General features: G+C 59.5%; 17 protein-coding genes. 11 read left to right on the top strand and 6 right to left on the bottom strand.

Annotated features, from left to right (window positions below; all coding sequences use genetic code 11):
* The first annotated feature begins 4 nt into the window (after positions 1 to 4).
* From EM858_RS09615 to EM858_RS09595, 5 genes are all read left to right on the top strand, one after another.
* Entirely contained in the window at positions 5 to 745 is a 741-nt protein-coding gene (locus EM858_RS09615) for a uroporphyrinogen-III synthase (RefSeq protein ID WP_127756548.1), read from the top strand.
* Between the two features lie 73 nt (positions 746 to 818).
* Positions 819 to 2,285, top strand: a complete 1,467-nt coding sequence (locus EM858_RS09610; RefSeq protein ID WP_127756547.1) for a COG4223 family protein — start codon at positions 819 to 821, stop codon at positions 2,283 to 2,285.
* Between the two features lie 4 nt (positions 2,286 to 2,289).
* Positions 2,290 to 3,906, top strand: a complete 1,617-nt coding sequence (locus EM858_RS09605) for a heme biosynthesis protein HemY (protein WP_127756546.1) — start codon at positions 2,290 to 2,292, stop codon at positions 3,904 to 3,906.
* Positions 3,907 to 3,920: 14 nt separating this feature from the next.
* Positions 3,921 to 4,409 (top strand): TerB family tellurite resistance protein, encoded by a 489-nt coding sequence (locus EM858_RS09600; RefSeq protein ID WP_020813557.1) that lies wholly within the window; start codon positions 3,921 to 3,923, stop codon positions 4,407 to 4,409.
* Positions 4,399 to 5,130 (top strand): glutamine amidotransferase, encoded by a 732-nt coding sequence (locus EM858_RS09595; protein WP_003523491.1) that lies wholly within the window; start codon positions 4,399 to 4,401, stop codon positions 5,128 to 5,130. Before EM858_RS09600 ends, EM858_RS09595 begins: the two co-directional genes overlap by 11 nt.
* 114 nt (positions 5,131 to 5,244) lie before the next feature.
* Here the strand turns inward: EM858_RS09595 and EM858_RS09590 are convergent, their stop codons facing one another.
* Positions 5,245 to 6,477, bottom strand: a complete 1,233-nt coding sequence (locus EM858_RS09590; RefSeq protein WP_127756545.1) for an MFS transporter — start codon at positions 6,475 to 6,477, stop codon at positions 5,245 to 5,247.
* A 245-nt stretch (positions 6,478 to 6,722) separates the two neighbouring features.
* On the opposite strand from EM858_RS09590, the gene EM858_RS27095 reads away from it, so the two are divergent.
* Together EM858_RS27095 and EM858_RS27090 are read left to right on the top strand one after the other, a co-directional pair.
* On the top strand, positions 6,723 to 7,013 hold the full coding sequence (locus EM858_RS27095; RefSeq protein ID WP_003523487.1) for a YggT family protein: 291 nt from the start codon (positions 6,723 to 6,725) through the stop codon (positions 7,011 to 7,013).
* A complete protein-coding gene (locus EM858_RS27090) occupies positions 7,010 to 7,321 on the top strand; it encodes a DUF167 domain-containing protein (protein WP_164865381.1) in 312 nt (103 codons plus the stop codon). The genes EM858_RS27095 and EM858_RS27090 overlap by 4 nt, the downstream gene beginning before the upstream one ends.
* Positions 7,322 to 7,426: 105 nt before the next feature.
* On the opposite strand, the gene ppa is transcribed toward EM858_RS27090, so the two are convergent.
* The 4 genes from ppa to EM858_RS09565 form a co-directional block, all read right to left on the bottom strand.
* On the bottom strand, positions 7,427 to 7,960 hold the full coding sequence (gene ppa, locus EM858_RS09580) for an inorganic diphosphatase (RefSeq protein WP_003523485.1): 534 nt from the start codon (positions 7,958 to 7,960) through the stop codon (positions 7,427 to 7,429).
* A gap of 168 nt (positions 7,961 to 8,128) precedes the next feature.
* Positions 8,129 to 8,635 carry a GNAT family N-acetyltransferase gene (locus tag EM858_RS09575; protein WP_127756543.1) on the bottom strand — a complete coding sequence of 169 codons (507 nt, stop codon included), beginning with the start codon at positions 8,633 to 8,635 and terminating at the stop codon, positions 8,129 to 8,131.
* A 216-nt stretch (positions 8,636 to 8,851) separates the two neighbouring features.
* Complete coding sequence (gene typA, locus EM858_RS09570) at positions 8,852 to 10,672, bottom strand: translational GTPase TypA (RefSeq protein ID WP_003523483.1); 1,821 nt, start codon at positions 10,670 to 10,672, stop codon at positions 8,852 to 8,854.
* Positions 10,673 to 10,835: 163 nt separating this feature from the next.
* The gene (locus EM858_RS09565; RefSeq protein WP_127756542.1) at positions 10,836 to 12,896 is read right to left on the bottom strand and encodes a M3 family metallopeptidase; all 2,061 of its coding nucleotides are present in this window, start codon (positions 12,894 to 12,896) and stop codon (positions 10,836 to 10,838) included.
* Positions 12,897 to 13,088: 192 nt separating this feature from the next.
* Between EM858_RS09565 and EM858_RS09560 the strand changes: the two genes are divergently transcribed.
* The 3 genes from EM858_RS09560 to EM858_RS09550 are packed head-to-tail and all read left to right on the top strand — an operon-like array spanning position 13,089 to position 14,934.
* A complete protein-coding gene (locus EM858_RS09560; RefSeq protein ID WP_127756541.1) occupies positions 13,089 to 13,316 on the top strand; it encodes a hypothetical protein in 228 nt (75 codons plus the stop codon).
* Positions 13,274 to 13,732 (top strand): MarR family winged helix-turn-helix transcriptional regulator, encoded by a 459-nt coding sequence (locus EM858_RS09555; protein ID WP_020813564.1) that lies wholly within the window; start codon positions 13,274 to 13,276, stop codon positions 13,730 to 13,732. The genes EM858_RS09560 and EM858_RS09555 overlap by 43 nt, the downstream gene beginning before the upstream one ends.
* 5 nt (positions 13,733 to 13,737) lie before the next feature.
* The gene (locus EM858_RS09550) at positions 13,738 to 14,934 is read left to right on the top strand and encodes a multidrug effflux MFS transporter (protein WP_183232596.1); all 1,197 of its coding nucleotides are present in this window, start codon (positions 13,738 to 13,740) and stop codon (positions 14,932 to 14,934) included.
* 54 nt (positions 14,935 to 14,988) lie between these two features.
* Here the strand turns inward: EM858_RS09550 and EM858_RS09545 are convergent, their stop codons facing one another.
* The gene (locus EM858_RS09545) at positions 14,989 to 16,212 is read right to left on the bottom strand and encodes an argininosuccinate synthase (RefSeq protein ID WP_003523477.1); all 1,224 of its coding nucleotides are present in this window, start codon (positions 16,210 to 16,212) and stop codon (positions 14,989 to 14,991) included.
* Between the two features lie 314 nt (positions 16,213 to 16,526).
* On the opposite strand from EM858_RS09545, the gene EM858_RS09540 reads away from it, so the two are divergent.
* Positions 16,527 to 17,381 (top strand): SDR family NAD(P)-dependent oxidoreductase, encoded by an 855-nt coding sequence (locus EM858_RS09540; protein ID WP_031234585.1) that lies wholly within the window; start codon positions 16,527 to 16,529, stop codon positions 17,379 to 17,381.
* Positions 17,382 to 17,448: the final 67 nt, after the last annotated feature.

Below are 17,448 nucleotides of genomic sequence, written 5' to 3'. Positions count from 1 at the left end.
GACGATGCGGATCGTCGTCACCCGACCGCAGCGTTCGGGCGAAAGGACGGCCGCAAAGCTTGAAGCGCTTGGCCACGAACCGGTCCTTATTCCGCTGTTTTACCCTGCCCATCATGGGGAACGCGCCGTCTCCGCGCTATCCGCCCCGCTGGCGGCCATCGCGGTGACCAGCGCCGAGGCGCTGCGGGCGCTGGAAACATCACGGGACGGGCTGGCACCCTATCTGTCAAAACCGCTTTTTGCCGTCGGCGGAGCAACGGCGGAAGCAGCGGAAAAAACCGGCTTCGAACAGATTTTCACCGCCTCCGGCGACGCCGTGAGTCTGACCGCGCTGGTGACTGAGCACCAGACTCTGTTTGCCAAAGAAGAACCCCTGCTCTATCTCGCCGGCAGGCCCCGTGGCGCTGTCTTCGAGGAAGGCCTTGCCGCCGCCGGCATTCCCTTCAGAACGGTCGATTGTTACGAGATGCTACCCTCCGACATTTCGGAGACGATGCTTGAGACGGCGCTTGCCGAAAGCGCTGCCGATGTGGTCCTGCTCTATTCATCGGAAGCGGCGCGGGCCTTTTTCCATCACGTATCGACGGAAAAATACGTGGCGGCGCTGGCAACGACACAATTCATCTGCATCAGCCGCAACGTGTTTTCTCTCGTTCCGGAAATCTTCCGCGCAAACGCCAAGGCCGCCGAAGAACCGAGCGAGGCCGCGATGTTTGAACTTCTACGCCATAACCCTGGAACCTAATTCGAGCTCGCCTCTTTCCTTTGCCGCCGTCACTGACTAGGTTTAGATTACTGCAGGCAGAAATGAGGTTGTCATGGTATCGGGAAAGCCGCCACGCCACTCCAAGTCCAAAGCCGAACCGGTCACCATCGACCTGGACGCGAAAGACGTGAAAGCAATTTCCGTCGACGTGGACGCTGCCAAGACGGACGAAAAGCCCGGCGACAAAACACCTGAGGCCACCGCAGAGCCCGGAGTTTCGGACACAAAGCCCGAAGCAGCCGCAACGGGCAACCCCGCCCCCATCTGGGACCAGCCCAAGAAAACCCCTATCGAGCCCGAACCCAATGTCGGCAAAGCGGAATCCGTAGCCACGGCACCGAAGGCTGAGAGCGCCGCAGACAACCAGCCCGCAGACAGGCAGAAAGAGCCCGTCTCGCCGGCCCCTGTTCCGCCCAAAGCCGATACAAAACCGTCGACGGGCACCATTGGCACGAGCGCCGCTGCGGCTGCAGCAACGGCTGCGAAGCCGGCCTTCGGCTCCACAGCGTCCTCCAGCGCATCCAGCGGCGCCACCGCCGCAAAACCAACGACGGCGACCTCCGCCTCAGGGCCGGCAAAGCCCTCCACACCGCAGCAGGCGGAACGCAAACAGGCCGCGACCTCCGGCCTGATCGCGGCAGGTATCGTCGGCGGCCTTGTGGCGCTCGCCGCCGCAGGCAGCATGCAATATGCCGGCATCCTGCCCTCCTTCAATGCAGGCACGACGGGAAGCGAGGAAATCGCCGCACTGAAAACCGATCTCGGCAGCTTGCGTCAGCAGCTTGCCAATGCGCCGGCCGCCGACACCTCAGCGCTGGAACAGCGCGTCGCAACCCTCGAAGGCGCAAAGGGTGAGGCTCCGCAGGTGGATGGGCTGTCGGAAAAAATCGCCGCGCTGGAATCCACCCTCCAGTCGGAGCGATCCGCGCAGGCATCGGCGACGGCGGAACTGACACGCCGTCTTGCGGATGCGGAAGCCAAGATCAACGAGCCTCGCGACGATATCGAAGTCGCCCGCGCCATCGCTTCCGCCGCCCTGAAGGCCGCGATCGATCGTGGTGGGCCGTTCCTGACGGAACTCGACACGCTCTCCAAGGTAACGCCCGACGATCCGGCCATAGCATCGCTGCAATCCTTCGCCGCAACCGGGGTGCCGTCACGTTCGGAACTGATGCAGAAATTTCCTGACGTCGCCAATGCGATGCTTTCCGCCATCAACCAGCCTGACCCCAATCAGGGCATCATGGAACGCCTGACCGAAAGCGCCTTTTCGTTGGTAAAGGTGCGCCCGGTCGGAAATATCGAGGGCGAGACCCCGGACGCCATGATCGCGCGCATGGAAAACAAGCTGCGCAACGGCGACCTGCAGGGCGCAGCACTTGAGTGGAACGGTCTTCCCGATGCCGCCAAGGGGGCATCCGCCGATTACAAGAAATCGCTGGATGCGCGCATCGAGGTCGAAAATCTGGTCGGCGGCACGTTGAACCGCGCCATCACCAGCACCGGCAGGCAGGGGTAAGGGCATGACCAGAATTCTGACTTTCGCCGTTATCGTTCTGGCTCTCGGCTTCGGTTTCTCCTGGCTGGCCGACAGGCCGGGTGTGCTTTCCATCGTCTGGCAGGGCCAGCTGATCGAAATGAGCCTGATGGTCGCCGCCTCCATCATCGCGGCGCTGGTCGCCGCCGTCATGCTGGTCTGGTGGATCGTCAATGCTATCTGGACCTCGCCCAATGCCGCCCGTCGTTATTTCCGCGCCCGCAAACGCGACCGGGGTTATCAGGCGCTTTCCACCGGGCTCATCGCCGCCGGGGCCGGCAATGCCATCCTCGCCCGCAAGATGACGGCCCGCACTCAGGGGTTACTCAGCGCCGATCAGGAGCCGCTGATCCACCTGCTCGATGCGCAGGCGGATCTCATCGAAGGCAAGTATGACGAGGCGCGGCGCAAATTCGAAGCCATGGCCCGCGATCCCGAGACTCGCGAACTTGGCCTTCGCGGCCTTTATATCGAGGCCCGCCGTCAGGGCGCCTATGAAGCCGCCCAGCAATATGCCGAGGATGCTGCGGAAAAGGCCCCCTATCTGCCCTGGGCCGCGCAGGCGACGCTGGAAAACCGCTGCCGCAACGGACAGTGGGACGATGCTATCCGCCTGCTCGACCAGCAGAAGGCGGCCGGCGTTATCGAACGCGGTGAGGCGGAACGTCTGAAAGCCGTGCTTCTTACCGCCAAGGCCGGCGAAAAGCTGGAAAGCGATCCGGTTGGCGCGCGCGAGGACGCCAAGCACGCTCTCAAGCTTGCCAAGAGCCTGGTTCCGGCAGCGCTGATCGCGGCGAAATCCTATCTCCGGGAAGACAATCTGCGCAAGGCGGCCACGGTTCTGGAACCCGTCTGGAAGAACGATCCGCACCCGCAGATCGCCGAACTTTATGTCCGGGCACGCAGCGGCGATACCGCCATCGACCGGCTGAAACGGGCCGAGCGGCTGGAAAGCCTGAAGCCCAACAACATCGAATCCCTGTTCGCGGTGGCACAGGCGGCGCTCGACGCCAAGGAATTCGCCAAGGCGCGGGCTAAGGCCGAGGCCGCCGCCCGGATCGAACCGCGCGAGAGCATCTTCCTCTTGATGGCAGATATCGAGGAGGCCGAAACCGGCGATCAGGGCCGTGTGCGCTATTGGATGGCGCAGGCGCTGCGCGCGCCGCGCGACCCCGCCTGGGTGGCAGACGGCGTCGTTTCGGAAAAATGGCTGCCCGTCTCGCCGGTCACTGGCCGTCTCGATGCTTTCGAATGGAAAGCGCCTTTCGGCCAGCTCGAAGCGCCCGTCGAAGACCTGACAATCGAAAACGCGATTGCCGCAGCACCCGCACGGGCCGAACCGGCCGCGAAGACGATCATTGTCGAAGCCGCGCCGGAGACACGCGTCGAACCGAAACCAGCCCCGGCCGCACCGATCGAGGTCAAGCCGGCCGTATCGGTCCCGCAGGAGAAAAAGCCGGTCACAATCGAAGCGCCAGTGGAAACCGATGCCACGGATGAAAAAGCGGAAGCCGTGCCGTTTTTCGGCGGCGCGCCAGATGATCCGGGCGTCAAGAAACCCGGCGCGGAAGCCGAACCCAAGACCCGGCTCAAACTCTTCTGACGAACAGGATATCGATGTTCCAGCAAATACAGTCGTTTATTCAGAACCTCGTTGGCCCGCATGGGGATGATTTCAGCCCGGACGATCTGAGGGTGGCGGTGGCCGCCCTCTGTTTCCAGGTCATGGAAGCGGATGGCACCGTCTCGAAAAGCGAGCGTGACCGCCTGCGCGAAATCCTGCAGGATTATTATCATCTCGATGCCGGAAAGCTGGACGCGCTTCTCGCCGCCGGCCAGGAGGCCGGCAAGGAAGCCGTCGATTATTACCGCTTCACCACCGATATACGCCGCCATCTGGATGAAGATCAGCGCGTGGAGCTTATTGGCATATTATGGGATATTGTCTACGCTGACGGCGAACGAAGCGAAATGGAAGACCATGTGATCTGGCGAGTCGCCGACCTGCTTGGTGTATCCGTGCGCGACAGGGTTCTGCAACGTCAGCAGGCCGCCACGAGGTCCGGGCCCGCTGAAGAAAGCGAAAACGAAGACGATGCTGTTTGACCCTTCCAGGCAACAGAGAAAACAACCATCGCTGCTCATCGTCCTGCATCAGGAACGTTCCACGCCCGGCCGCGTCGGCCAGATGCTGGTGGAAAAAGGCTATCGTCTGGATATAAGGCGCCCTGCGCTCGGCGATGACCTGCCGCAAACGCTGGAGAAACACGCGGGCGCCATCATCTTCGGCGGCCCGATGAGCGCCAACGATTCTCATGACTACGTCAAAGCCGAAATCGATTGGTTGAAGGTGCCGTTGAAGGAAAACAAGCCCTTTCTCGGCATCTGTCTCGGCGCGCAGATGCTGTCCAAACATCTCGGCGGCAAGGTGGAGGCCGACAGGGAGGGCAAGGTGGAGATCGGCTGGTATCCGCTTCATGCCACCGAACATGGGCGGCTTCTGATGCCGCATTGGCCGAAGATGGTCTATCATTTTCACAAGGAAGGGTTCGAGCTGCCGCGCGGAGCCGAACTTCTGGCCTCGGGCGAAACCTATCCCAATCAGGCCTACCGCTACGGAAAAAACGCCTGGGGCCTGCAGTTTCACGCCGAACTGACCCGCGCCATGATGCATAGCTGGGTGGTGCGCGGCGCGCAGCGCTTCGGCATGCCCAATGCGCAGGTGGGCAGCCAGCATCTGGAAGGCCGCATGCTGTTCGACACGCCGCTCAGGGCATGGCTCGGCAATTTCCTCGATCTGGTTTTTGAGGGCAAGGCGCAGCGCTAGAGCATTTCCAGTAAAAGTGCGCAGCGGTTTTACGTCCGGAAAATGCGTAAAAATAAAAGTTAGATCGTTTTTGCGATTCGAAGAAAAGCCAAAACGATCTAAGACCCATCGCCATCAGTGCGGCGCGTCCAGATTATCGATCTTGCGCAGCTTGGAGAAACCGAGCGCCCAGATGACCGCCACAGCAAGCGTGCCCGCCCCGCCGATGATAACGGCCGGTACGGCCCCGACGACATGCGCCATGGTGCCGGCGCGGAACTCACCCAGCTCGTTCGATGCGCCGACGAACACCATGTTCACGGCATTCACACGCCCGCGCACCTCATCCGGCGTCCACAGTGCGATCAGTGTTTCCCGCACATAAACCGACACCATGTCGGATGCGCCCATGACCACCAGCGCAGCGATGGACAGCCACGCGGTTTGCGAAAGCCCGAAAACCACCGTGGAGATGCCGAAGAGGCCGACGCCGGTAAACATCAGCAGGCCGGCGTGGTGACGAATGGGCTTGAAGGCCAGAATGACCGCAACGGTGATGGCCCCAATACCGGGCGCTGCCCGCAGAAGCCCGAGACCCCATGGCCCGAGCGTCAGCACTTCCTTGGCAAAAATAGGCATCAGCGCAACCGCGCCGCCCAGCAGCACCGCGAAAAGATCGAGCGAGATCGCACCGAGAACGATTTTTTCCTGCGCGATGAATTTGAACCCGGCAAGCATGGTTTCAAGGCTGATGGCTTTTGCCGGGCCGCGTTGTTCCGGCTTGCGGATCGTCACCGCAAGCGTGGCCGATACAATGAAGAGCACGAATGCCACACTATAGGCGACCGAAGCACCGAGGCCATAAAGCAGGCCGCCGGCGACGGGACCGAGAATGGACGCCATCTGCCAGGAAGAGGAATTCCAGGCGATGGCGTTGGGCAAATCCTCCACCGGCACGAGATTGGGCGCCAGCGACTGGACCGCCGGTCCCATGAAGGCGCGCTCTATGCCGAAGACGACAAGAATGGCGAAGACCGGCCAGGGGGAAAAGCTGTGCGTCAGCGTAAGACCCAGAAGAGCGACAGCGCACAGCGCGGCAATCAGCAGGCATATGGCCATGATGCGCCGACGATTGTGCCGGTCGGCGACCGTTCCGGTGACGAGGATCAGAAGCAGCGACGGCAGAAACTGGAAAAGACCGATCAGACCGAGATAAAAGGCGTTGCCGGTCACCTCATACATCTGCCAGCCGACCGAGACGCTGACGATCTGGATGGCGAAGGCGGAAAAAAACCGGGCGCTGAAAAAGCGGCGATAGGAACTATGCCGGAATGCACCGAAACGGTTTTCGGCGGAAGGGAGGGACATCGGCTGGGTGCTCGCGAGACAATATGAGAGCTTTGCAATAGAGCGATATCACAGGAATCGCCAGCCCTCACCAGCGGGATGACGAAAAGTGTGAGCGGTTTCGTCTAAAATCCCGCTGCAAAGCCATGAACCAGATTGTGATGACCGTCGGTCGATCAGACCAAAGATCATTACGATCCGGCGCGACACTTGCCGGTTCACGGTTCAATGTCTAAATGTCTTGCAACCAAGATACGGAGATATTGATGCTTGCCCTGTTTCAGACCATCGATCTGGCCTTGAACCTCTATACGTGGGTGCTGATCGCCAGCGCTATTTTTTCCTGGCTTTACGCCTTCAACGTCATCAATTCCCGCAACCAGTTCGTGAACGCCATCGGCAGCTTTCTGTTCAATGTCACGGAACCGGTTCTGCGCCCCATCCGCCGCATTCTGCCCAATCTCGGCGGCATCGACATTTCGCCGATCATCGTGCTCTTGATCATCTTCTTCATCCGCTCCTTCATGTGGAACACGCTTTACCCGATGGTCGCTTGAGCGGCTGCTGGCAGAAGCACAGTGACCATGTCCGCCTGACCGTCCGCCTCACACCCAATGGCGGGCGGGACGCCATCGACGGCGTGGAAAAGGATGCGGAGGCAAACGCGCATCTGAAGGCCCGCGTCAGCGCCGTGCCGGAAGGCGGCAAGGCCAACAAGGTCCTGATTGTTTTGCTGGCGAAAAAACTCGGCCTGCCGAAATCCTCCATCAGCTTCATTTCAGGTGAAACGGCGCGTAAAAAAATCCTCCGGATCGACACCGACCCGGAGGATTTCGAAGAGCTATTCAAAAAGCTCGAAAACTAAAGCGCATCGCGTTTAATCTGATTCATGCGACGCGCTTTAGATCTTTGTTTTTAAACATGTCTTTGTCCCAAAACCGCTGCACACTTTTGGGAGACATGCTTTAGATCAGCCCTGCGCCTTGTAGCGCTCGATGGCTTCGACGATCAGCTTCTTGGCGACGTCGACATCCTGCCAGCCGCCCATCTTCACCCACTTGCCGGGCTCCAGGTCCTTGTAGTGCTCGAAGAAGTGCTCGATCTGCTTCAGTGTGATTTCCGGCAGGTCGGTGTAGTTGTGGACCTTGTCGTAACGGCGCGTCAGCTTCGGAACCGGCACGGCGAGGATCTTCTCGTCCTTGCCGCCGTCATCTTCCATGATCATTACGCCAATGGGGCGGACATTGATGACGCAGCCCGGAACCAGCGGACGGGTGTTGCAGATGAGAACGTCGATCGGGTCGCCATCGTCGGACAGGGTGTGCGGTACGAAACCATAGTTACCCGGATAGGTCATCGGCGTGTAGAGGAAGCGATCGACGATCAGCGCACCGGCATCCTTGTCCATCTCGTACTTGATCGGGTGTCCACCGACCGGCACTTCAACGATGACATTCACGTCATCCGGCGGATTCTTGCCTACGGAAATTGCATCGATACGCATTCGCTTCCCTCATTCGACGGGTTGGATTTGGTTTTCGATACTGGGAAAGTCGCCGCATTGCAACATGGCTTTGGGCGGATAAGGCAGAATGCGGGATTTGAGGCTATCGCATTTGCGCATGGCCGGCCGCGAGAATGAACCCAAGGCCAAATCACCCGGCATTGTTTGTCAGTTCCAGACGAAACCGATCTTGCGAAGCGACTTGCCGTCGAAATCTTCCATGCCTTCGGCAATATCGCGGCCACCGTGCGAGCGGAAAAAGCGATTGGCCACATCGCTGTCTTCAAGGCACCAGACAACGATGCCGTTGCAGCCAAGCGAGGTCAGCAGTCTGCGCGCTTCCGTAAACAGCAGCGAGCCAAGCCCGATGCCCTGATATTCCGGCCGGAGATAAAGTTCGTATATCTCGCCGTCCTGCGGCAGCCCGCGGGCCCGGCTGAGGCCCAGCGTCGCATATCCGGCGACCACACCGGCCACCTCCACCACCAGCATGGTCGCGGAGCCTTTGGTCGCCTTCTTCCACCAGATTTCTCCACGACGCTCGAGCATCTGCGTCAACGGCCGATGCGGGATAAGCCCGGCATAGGCCTGTTGCCAAGACAGACGGTGCGCCTCGGAGATGGCGCGCGCATCATGCGGTTCAGCACGGCGAACATCGATGGATAACGTTTTCATAACGCGATTCTGGCCCCGGCCACGGAAACTTACCAGTCATAAAGGTTAACGCCGGCAAGCTTACCCACAGCCTATTCATGTGGACGACCGGTAAAAATTAACGCATCCTTAACCTTTGGCACAAGCGCCTTTCGACTCATGCACACATAAAAACGAACGCATAAAAAAACCCGGCTCGAGGCCGGGTTCTTTCAAATTCGTAACGACAAGCCGTAATCAGACAGCGAGCTTGGCCTTTTCAAAACGCTTGCGATCGTTGGCGTCCAGGAACATCTTGCGCAGACGGATGGACTTCGGCGTGACTTCCATCAGCTCATCGTCCTGAATCCAGGAAAGAGCGCGATCGAGCGTCATGCGGATCGGCGGCGTCAGCTTCACGGCCTCATCCTTGCCGGCAGCGCGGATGTTGGTCAGCTGCTTGCCCTTGAGCACGTTCACTTCGAGATCGTTATCGCGAGAGTGAATACCGATGATCATGCCGGCATAAACCTTCTCACCCGGCTCGATGATCATCGGGCCGCGATCTTCCAGGTTGAACATGGCATAAGCGACAGCTTCGCCCGAACCGTTCGACAGGAGAACGCCGTTCACGCGGCCGGCAATCTGGCCCTTGAAGGGCTGATAGTCGTGGAACAGACGGTTCATGATCGCCGTGCCGCGCGTATCGGTCAAAAGCTCCGACTGGTAGCCGATCAGGCCACGGGTCGGCGCATAGAACTTCAGACGAACGCGGTTGCCGCCGGAAGGACGAAGCTCGGCCATTTCAGCCTTGCGCTCGGACATCTTCTGGACGACGACGCCGGAATGTTCTTCATCAACGTCGATCACGACTTCTTCGATCGGCTCCAGCAGGGTGCCGTTCTCATCCTTGTGCATCACGACGCGCGGACGCGAAACGGCAAGCTCGAAGCCTTCGCGACGCATGGTTTCGATCAGAACGGCCAGCTGCAATTCGCCACGGCCGGAAACGAAGAACGAATCCTTGCCTTCGGCTTCTTCGATCTTCAGCGCAACGTTACCTTCGGCTTCCTTGAACAGGCGGTCACGGATAACGCGGCTCGTGACCTTGTCGCCTTCGGTGCCAGCCAGCGGGCTGTCGTTGACGATGAACGACATGGTAACGGTCGGCGGGTCGATCGGCTGGGCGGTCATCGCCTCGGTGACGGAGGGGTCACAGAAGGTGTCGGCAACAGTACCCTTGGAGAGGCCTGCAATGGCGACGATGTCGCCGGCATGGGCTTCTTCGATAGACGTGCGCTCAATGCCGCGGAATGCGAGGATCTTGGAGATGCGGCCGTTTTCAATAACCTTGCCATCCTGGCCGAGAACCTTCACGGCCTGGTTAGGCTTGATGGAGCCGGAAGCGATGCGGCCGGTGATGATGCGGCCGAGGAAGTTGTTGGCTTCAAGGATGGTGCCGATCAGTCGGAACGGACCTTCTTCAACCTTGGGCTCCGGAACATGTTCGAGAACCAGATCGAGCAGCGGCGCAAGACCCTGATCCTTCGGACCTTCCGGGTTGACGTTCATCCAGCCGTCACGGCCGGAACCGTAGAGGATCGGGAAGTCGAGCTGCTCATCGGTGGCATCGAGGTTTGCGAAAAGGTCGAAGACTTCATTGATAACTTCTTCGTGGCGGCCATCCGGGCGGTCGATCTTGTTGATCGCGACGATCGGGCGAAGACCAACCTTCAGCGCCTTGCTGACCACGAACTTGGTCTGCGGCATCGGGCCTTCCGAGGAGTCGACCAGAACGATCGCACCGTCCACCATCGACAGGATACGCTCGACTTCGCCGCCGAAGTCGGCGTGGCCGGGGGTGTCGACGATGTTGATGCGGACACCCTTCCACTCCACCGAGGTCGCCTTGGCGAGAATGGTGATGCCACGTTCCTTTTCGAGGTCGTTGCTATCCATCACGCGCTCGGCGACACGCTGGTTGTCGCGGAACGAGCCGGACTGCTTCAGAAGCTCGTCCACGAGCGTCGTTTTTCCATGGTCAACGTGCGCGATGATCGCGATGTTGCGAAGTGCCATTGTTCAAAATCTCTGAGGTTGGGCGCTATATTGATGAGAAACGCCAATTTAGTTTGGCGCGCTCATAACCTTTTTTTTGCAAATGCGAAAGGGGGGGCCTTGTCATAAGCCCCCTGCGCTCAGGTTCTAGCTCAGAAATGTGACAGTCTTTTATACCGGACCCTTATACCAGACCACGCTTCAAAAGCATGGCGTCCGGGCTTGGCATCTTGCCGCGAAAAGCAAGATATGCCTCTTCCGGATCGATGGAACCGCCGACGGAATAGATATTGTCTTTCAACTTGCGCGCCATCTCGCCATCGAAGGGGTTGCCGGTTTCCTCAAAGGCCGAAAATGCATCGGCATCCAGAACTTCCGACCACATGTAGGAATAATAGCCGGCTGAATATCCGTCGCCCGAAAAAACGTGCTGGAAATGCGGGGTCGCATGCCGCATGACGATAGACTTCGGCATGTTCAGGGTGGAGAGCACCTCACCCTGCACGACCATCGGATCGCTCACGTTTTCCCGCGTGTGGAACGCCATGTCGACAATCGCCGAAGAGGTGAATTCCACGGTGCTGAAACCGGCATTGAAGGTCTGGGCGGCCAGAACCTTGTCCAGCAGCGCCTTCGGCATCGGCGCGCCTGTGTCATAATGCAGGGCATATTTTTCCAGAATTTCCGGCACCGTCAGCCAATGTTCGTAAAGCTGCGACGGCAATTCGACGAAATCGCGCGAGACGCCCGTTCCGGAAACGGAAGGGTAAGTGACATTCGACAACATGCCATGCAGCGCGTGGCCGAATTCGTGAAACAGCGTACGTGCATCGTCGAGCGAAAGCAGCGCCGGTTTGCCTTCAGCCGGTTTGGCGAAATTACAGACATTGTAGATGATCGGGATTTCTCCGACCGTGCCGTTCTTCAAGGGCAGCTTGTGCTGCGACTGGAAAGAGCTCATCCACGCGCCGGAACGCTTGGAGGGACGGGCGAAATAATCGCCGAGGAACATGGCCTTCAGATCGCCCTTTTCATCGAGGATTTCGAAAACCCGCACATCCGGGTGATAGGCGGCAATGCCTTTGACTTCGACCGCTCGAATCCCGAACAACCGCCCGGCCACATCGAAGCAGGCCTCGATGATCTTTTCGAGCTGCAGATAAGGTTTCAACTCCGCCTCGGAGAAGCTGAATTTCCGTGCCCGCAGCTTTTCGGCATAATGCCGCCAGTCCCAGGGCAGCACTTCGTGATTCCTGCCCTCCTCGGCGATGATGGCGGCCAGTTCGGCCTCTTCCTCGCCCGCACGGCGCACGGCCTTTTCCCAGACCTGCCCTAAAAGGCCGTTCACGGCATCGGGCGTCTTCGCCATCGTGTCATCAAGCTTGTAGGCGGCGAAATTCGCGTAACCGAGAAGCTTTGACTTTTCCTTGCGCAGTTCAAGCGTGCGGTGGACGATATCGCGATTGTCTGTCTCGCCGCCATTCTCACCGCGCGCCACCCAGGCCCTGAAGGCCTGCTCGCGCAGATCGCGGCGTTCGGAAAAGGTCAGGAAAGGCTCGATGATGGAGCGGGAAAGGGTGACGGCAAATTTGCCGTCCTCGCCATGCTCACGGGCCGCACCCGCCATCGCGTCGCGCAGGAAGCCGGGAATGCCGGCAAGTTCCTCTTCCGTGGAAAGCAGAAGCTTCCAGTTCTTTTCATCCGCCAGCACATTCTGCCCGAATCTCGCACCGAGACCGGCAAGCTCCTCATTGATCGCCGCAAGACGCTCCTGCCGGTCCTTCGGCAGCTTGGCGCCGGAGCGCACGAAACCCTTCCAGTGCCGCTCAAGAACACGGCTCTCCTCGCCCGTCAGCCCAAGCGCCTCGCGGTTTTCCCACAATCTATCGATGCGCTTGAACAGCGCCTCGTTCATGCCGATCTTCGAATAGTGCCGCGACAGTTTCGGTGCGATCTCCCGCTCCAGCGCCTGGATCACACCATTGGTGTTGGCGCCCGCCCTGTTCCAGAACAGCGCCGAAATGCGCGAAAGATCGTCTCCGGCGATTTCGAGCGCGGTCACGGTGTTTTCGAAGCTCGGGGTCTCAGCATTGCCGGCAATCGCATCGATTTCCTGTTCGTGGGACAGAAGGGCGGCATCGAAGGCCGGAGCGAAATCCTCATCCCTGACCGCATCGAATTTCGGCAGACCATTGTGGCCGTTCCAGTCAACGAGTGCGGGATAAAGCGCGGTCTTGGATGGCATTTCATCTTCCTTGTACAATTCCGGTTTAAGCCCATATGGGCACGCCTCCAGCGGCAATTCAATGCCGGACTTTGGTGCAAGGAAGATTGGCCACGACCTGATTTTTGCTTTTGCCCCGACTGCCCGGCACAGACGCCGGATACCTATGGCAGGTGGCCCATGTAAGGGACTTGACCGGCGATATGGACCGGCATGGCGGATGAAATAAAACGCCGGATGTCCGATCTTCTTTGCTTTGGCGTAACAATCGTCGATTATGTTGCCGACCGTAACGCAATCGAACTGACACATACTTTACTCGATTTTCAACAATATGATTTATGCGCCATTGATTATCGCCGGGATTTTAGTAAGGCTGACTTACGAAAAGGCGAAGCATGGGCACTAAACGCGAAAAAGACTCGTTGGCATTTTTACTGAACAGCGGCGCACGCCTGCTGAACAGTGCGTTTGAGCGCCGAATTTCTGAAGCCGGACTGGGCCTGACGCCCGGCGAAGCCCGCGCATTGCTGACGGTTGCCGTCGTTGATGGCAGCAAACAGTCGGATATCGCCGCCCGGCTCGGCATCGAGCCGATGACGATCTGCGCCTATCTCGACAAGCTGCAATCTCTCGATCTCATCGAACGCCAGCAGGACCCGCAGGACAGGCGCTCCAAGCGCATCGTGCTGACAAAAAACTCCACCGACATGCTGGAAGCCGTGCGCCAGGAAATCGATGAACTCGTCCGTCACGCCACGCAGGGTCTGAACGAAGAAGAAGTCGCGCTTTTCCGCAGCTTCCTGCAGACCCTTCGCAACAATCTCCAGCCGGAACAGCCGGGCCAGAGCTGCTGATCGCAATGTCGCCAGAAACGATCATGTCCAGAAAGCGCACGGCCATACTCGGTGCGTTGCTGACGGCGCTGGCGCCGATTTCCATGGCCATCTACACACCGGCCATGCCGGAACTGACGCGGGTTTTCTCCACCACGGAATCCGCCGTCAAACTCAGCCTCTCGCTTTATTTCGCCGGTTTCGCCATGGCGCAACTGCTCGCCGGCCCGGCATCCGACGCCTTCGGGCGGCGAAAGGCGAGCCTCGTCTTCCTGTCCATCTTTCTGGGCGGCGGGCTGCTGGCGATCTTCGCTCCAACAATTGAAGTGCTGCTCTTCGCCCGGCTTGTTCAGGGCATTGGCGCCTCCGTCGGCATGACGGTGGCGCGCGCCATCGTGCGCGATCAATTCACGGGCGCCGAAGCCTCCAGCATCATGAACCTCATTGGCATCATGCTGGCCGTTGGCCCCGCCATGGGCCCGACCATCGGCGGGCTTTCGCTTGCGGCTTTTGGGTGGCAATCGGTATTTTTCCTCATGGCCGGCCTCGGGGCCATCGCCATCTTCTCCGTCGTGGTCTTCCTGCGCGAGACGACGATCCCGGACAAGAATCTGATCCGCCCGCGTCGCCTCCTGTCGGCCTATGGGACATTGCTCACCGAGCCGCGTTTTCTTCTCGCCGCACTGGTGCTCGGCGGTTCCATCGGCGCGCTTTATGCGCAGGCGACCATGCTGACCTTCATCCTCATCAACAAGGTCGGCATGACACCCACCGCCTTCGGCATCGGCATGCTGATGCAGACCGGCGCTTATTTCTTCGGCTCAATCGCCCTGCGTTATATCGCACCGCGGCTGGGCGACCGCCGTTCGGTCGTCCTCGGCCTCTGTTTTTCGGGAACAGGCGGTCTCCTTATCCTGCTGTCGGTGTTCCTGATACCGCCATCCTTTCTTTCGATCATGGGACCCGTGGCGGTGGCGACGGTCGGCATCGCCTTATTGACGCCATCCATGGTGACGGCGGCCCTCGCACCTTTCCCGCATATTGCCGGCTCGGCATCGGCGATGATGGGCTTCATTCAGATGGGGTCGGGTTTTGCGGGCGGCGCCGCAGCCTCGCTTATCGGTTCGCCTTTGACCGGCTTTGGCATCATCATCCCCGTGATGGAATTCACCGCAATCGCCAGCTACATCGGCTTCCGCATCGTCTCCAGACGAGAGACATGAAAAAACCCGCCGGCGTCGCCGCCAGCGGGTTTCATTATTTCCATTCCAGCAGAATTACTTGCTGATATTGCGCTTTGCGAGCGTGCGCAGACGCAGCGCGTTGAGCTTGATGAAGCCTGCCGCATCCTTCTGGTCATAAGCGCCGTGGTCGTCCTCGAAAGTCACCAGCGCGTCGGAATAAAGCGACTTGGCGCTCTCGCGGCCGGTCACCATGACATTGCCCTTGTAGAGCTTCAGCGTCACTTCGCCTTCCACATGTTCCTGGCTCTTGTCGATCAGGGCCTGGAGCATTTCGCGCTCTGGCGAGAACCAGAAGCCGTAATAGATGAGCTCGGCATAACGCGGCATCAACTCGTCCTTGAGGTGGGCTGCACCCCGGTCAAGCGTGATGGATTCGATGGCGCGGTGCGCGGCAAGCAGGATCGTGCCGCCGGGCGTCTCGTAAACGCCGCGCGACTTCATGCCGACGAAGCGGTTCTCAACCAGATCGAGACGGCCGATGCCGTTTTCGCGGCCATAGTTATTCAGCGTCGCAAGAAGCGTCGCCGGCGACATTTCAACGCCGTTGATGGAGCAGGCATCGCCCTTGCGGAAACCGACCTTGATGACGGTTGCCTTGTCGGGCGCGGCTTCCGGGGAAATGGTGCGCATATGCACATATTCCGGCGCTTCCTGTGCCGGGTCTTCCAGAACCTTGCCCTCGGAGGAGGAGTGCAGCAGGTTGGCGTCGACCGAGAAAGGCGCCTCGCCCTTCTTGTCCTTGGCAACCGGAATCTGGTGCTGTTCGGCAAAGTTCAGGAGGTCGGTACGGCTCTTGAACGTCCAGTCGCGCCAGGGAGCGATGATCTTGATATCCGGGTTCAGCGCATAGGCCGAAAGCTCGAAACGGACCTGGTCGTTGCCCTTGCCGGTGGCGCCATGGGCAATGGCGTCGGCGCCGGTCTTCTTGGCGATTTCGATCAGGTGCTTGGAAATCAGCGGACGGGCAATGGAGGTGCCGAGCAGATAGACACCTTCATAAACGGCGTTGGCGCGGAACATCGGGAATACGAAATCACGCACGAACTCTTCGCGGACGTCCTCGATGAAGATTTCCTTGATGCCCAGCATCTCGGCCTTCTTGCGCGCCGGCTCAAGCTCTTCGCCCTGGCCGAGATCGGCCGTGAAGGTCACGACCTCCGCGCCGAGTTCCGTCTGAAGCCATTTCAGGATGATCGAGGTGTCGAGGCCGCCGGAATAGGCGAGAACGACTTTCTTAACGTCTTTCGGAAGTGCCATAGTGATGTCCATCTGCATGATGACGGCATTGGGACACCGCCATTTCCTTGGGATTTCGGCACTTTTACAGTGCAACCCGAAATGTGTGAAGCGCTTTTCCGTGAGATAAGCGACAAAACAATTGATGGGCGGGTACGACAGCGGGCGATGATCGGGCGCATCGATGGGAACGAAGCAATTGTCACATGCATTATGAAAATTCGCGCTTTATCATAAGCGGCGCGATCGACTTGAAGACCGTGAATGAAGCCACTCAGGTTCAGGCAACGTTGCAAACCGCTGGAAACAGCCGAAACGACGCGAAGGAGAAACCTATGACGACCATCCACCCCGCATTCAAGGAAGATAATGTCGCTGTCATCACCGGTGCGGCATCCGGCATCGGACTTGCCGCCGCCCGCAAATTCGCCGGTTTCGGCATGAGTGTCGTGCTCGTCGATCTCGACGGCGACAGGCTTGCCGCAGCCCATGCGGATATTCTGGCCGTCGCCAAGGACGGCGAAGCGCAGATCGTCGCCATCCCGACCGACATATCCAAACTCGATGAGCTGGAGGCGCTGGAGCGCGCCGTGATCCAGCGTTTCGGACGCGTTCACGTTCTGATGAACAATGCCGGCATCCAGCCCGGCAGCGCCATTTTCGGCCCGCAGGCCAATTGGGAAAAAATCATCAACGTCAATCTGATGGGCGTCGTGAACGGCAGCCGCGTTTTCGGCCAGGGCATGATCGCCCATGGCGAGCCGGCGCTCATTATCAATACCGGCTCGAAACAGGGCATCACCACGCCTCCCGGCGATCCCGCCTATAACGTCTCGAAGTCCGGCGTCAAAACCTTCACGGAAGCGCTTCAGCACGAATTGCGCAATATTCCGAACGGCTCGGTTTCCGCCCATCTTTTGATCCCCGGTTACGTTTTCACCGGCCTCACCGCCCATGGCAGGACGGAAAAGCCGGAAGGCGCATGGACCGGCGAGCAGACCGTCGACTTCATGGTCGAAAGCATCGGCCGGGGTGATTTCTACATTCTCTGCCCGGATGGCGAGGTGGACCGCCCGACGGACGAAAAGCGCATTCTCTGGGCGGCCTATGACATCGTCCAGAACCGCCCGCCGCTGTCGCGCTGGCACACGGAATATTCCGCCGCCTTCACCAGCTTCCTGAAAAACTGAATGTTCCGGGCCGCCGCGATGTAACCGTTGCGGCGGCTTTTCGCGTCGATGCATTGACGCTCAAAAA

The sequence above is a fragment of the Agrobacterium sp. CNPSo 2736 genome (assembly GCF_004005385.1).
GTDB lineage: Bacteria > Pseudomonadota > Alphaproteobacteria > Rhizobiales > Rhizobiaceae > Agrobacterium > Agrobacterium leguminum.
The sequence above is the reverse complement of the archived record's forward strand: the minus strand, read 5'-3'. Positions and strand labels throughout refer to the sequence as shown.

Coding starts and splice junctions, on each gene's coding strand:
- EM858_RS09615 (WP_127756548.1), top strand. CDS start 5: ATGCGGATCGTCGTCACCCGACCGCAGCGTTCGGGCGAAAGGACGGCC.
- EM858_RS09610 (WP_127756547.1), top strand. CDS start 819: ATGGTATCGGGAAAGCCGCCACGCCACTCCAAGTCCAAAGCCGAACCG.
- EM858_RS09605 (WP_127756546.1), top strand. CDS start 2,290: ATGACCAGAATTCTGACTTTCGCCGTTATCGTTCTGGCTCTCGGCTTC.
- EM858_RS09600 (WP_020813557.1), top strand. CDS start 3,921: ATGTTCCAGCAAATACAGTCGTTTATTCAGAACCTCGTTGGCCCGCAT.
- EM858_RS09595 (WP_003523491.1), top strand. CDS start 4,399: ATGCTGTTTGACCCTTCCAGGCAACAGAGAAAACAACCATCGCTGCTC.
- EM858_RS09590 (WP_127756545.1), bottom strand. CDS start 6,477: ATGTCCCTCCCTTCCGCCGAAAACCGTTTCGGTGCATTCCGGCATAGT.
- EM858_RS27095 (WP_003523487.1), top strand. CDS start 6,723: ATGCTTGCCCTGTTTCAGACCATCGATCTGGCCTTGAACCTCTATACG.
- ppa (WP_003523485.1), bottom strand. CDS start 7,960: ATGCGTATCGATGCAATTTCCGTAGGCAAGAATCCGCCGGATGACGTG.
- EM858_RS09575 (WP_127756543.1), bottom strand. CDS start 8,635: ATGAAAACGTTATCCATCGATGTTCGCCGTGCTGAACCGCATGATGCG.
- typA (WP_003523483.1), bottom strand. CDS start 10,672: ATGGCACTTCGCAACATCGCGATCATCGCGCACGTTGACCATGGAAAA.
- EM858_RS09565 (WP_127756542.1), bottom strand. CDS start 12,896: ATGCCATCCAAGACCGCGCTTTATCCCGCACTCGTTGACTGGAACGGC.
- EM858_RS09560 (WP_127756541.1), top strand. CDS start 13,089: ATGGCGGATGAAATAAAACGCCGGATGTCCGATCTTCTTTGCTTTGGC.
- EM858_RS09555 (WP_020813564.1), top strand. CDS start 13,274: ATGGGCACTAAACGCGAAAAAGACTCGTTGGCATTTTTACTGAACAGC.
- EM858_RS09550 (WP_183232596.1), top strand. CDS start 13,738: ATGTCGCCAGAAACGATCATGTCCAGAAAGCGCACGGCCATACTCGGT.
- EM858_RS09545 (WP_003523477.1), bottom strand. CDS start 16,212: ATGGCACTTCCGAAAGACGTTAAGAAAGTCGTTCTCGCCTATTCCGGC.
- EM858_RS09540 (WP_031234585.1), top strand. CDS start 16,527: ATGACGACCATCCACCCCGCATTCAAGGAAGATAATGTCGCTGTCATC.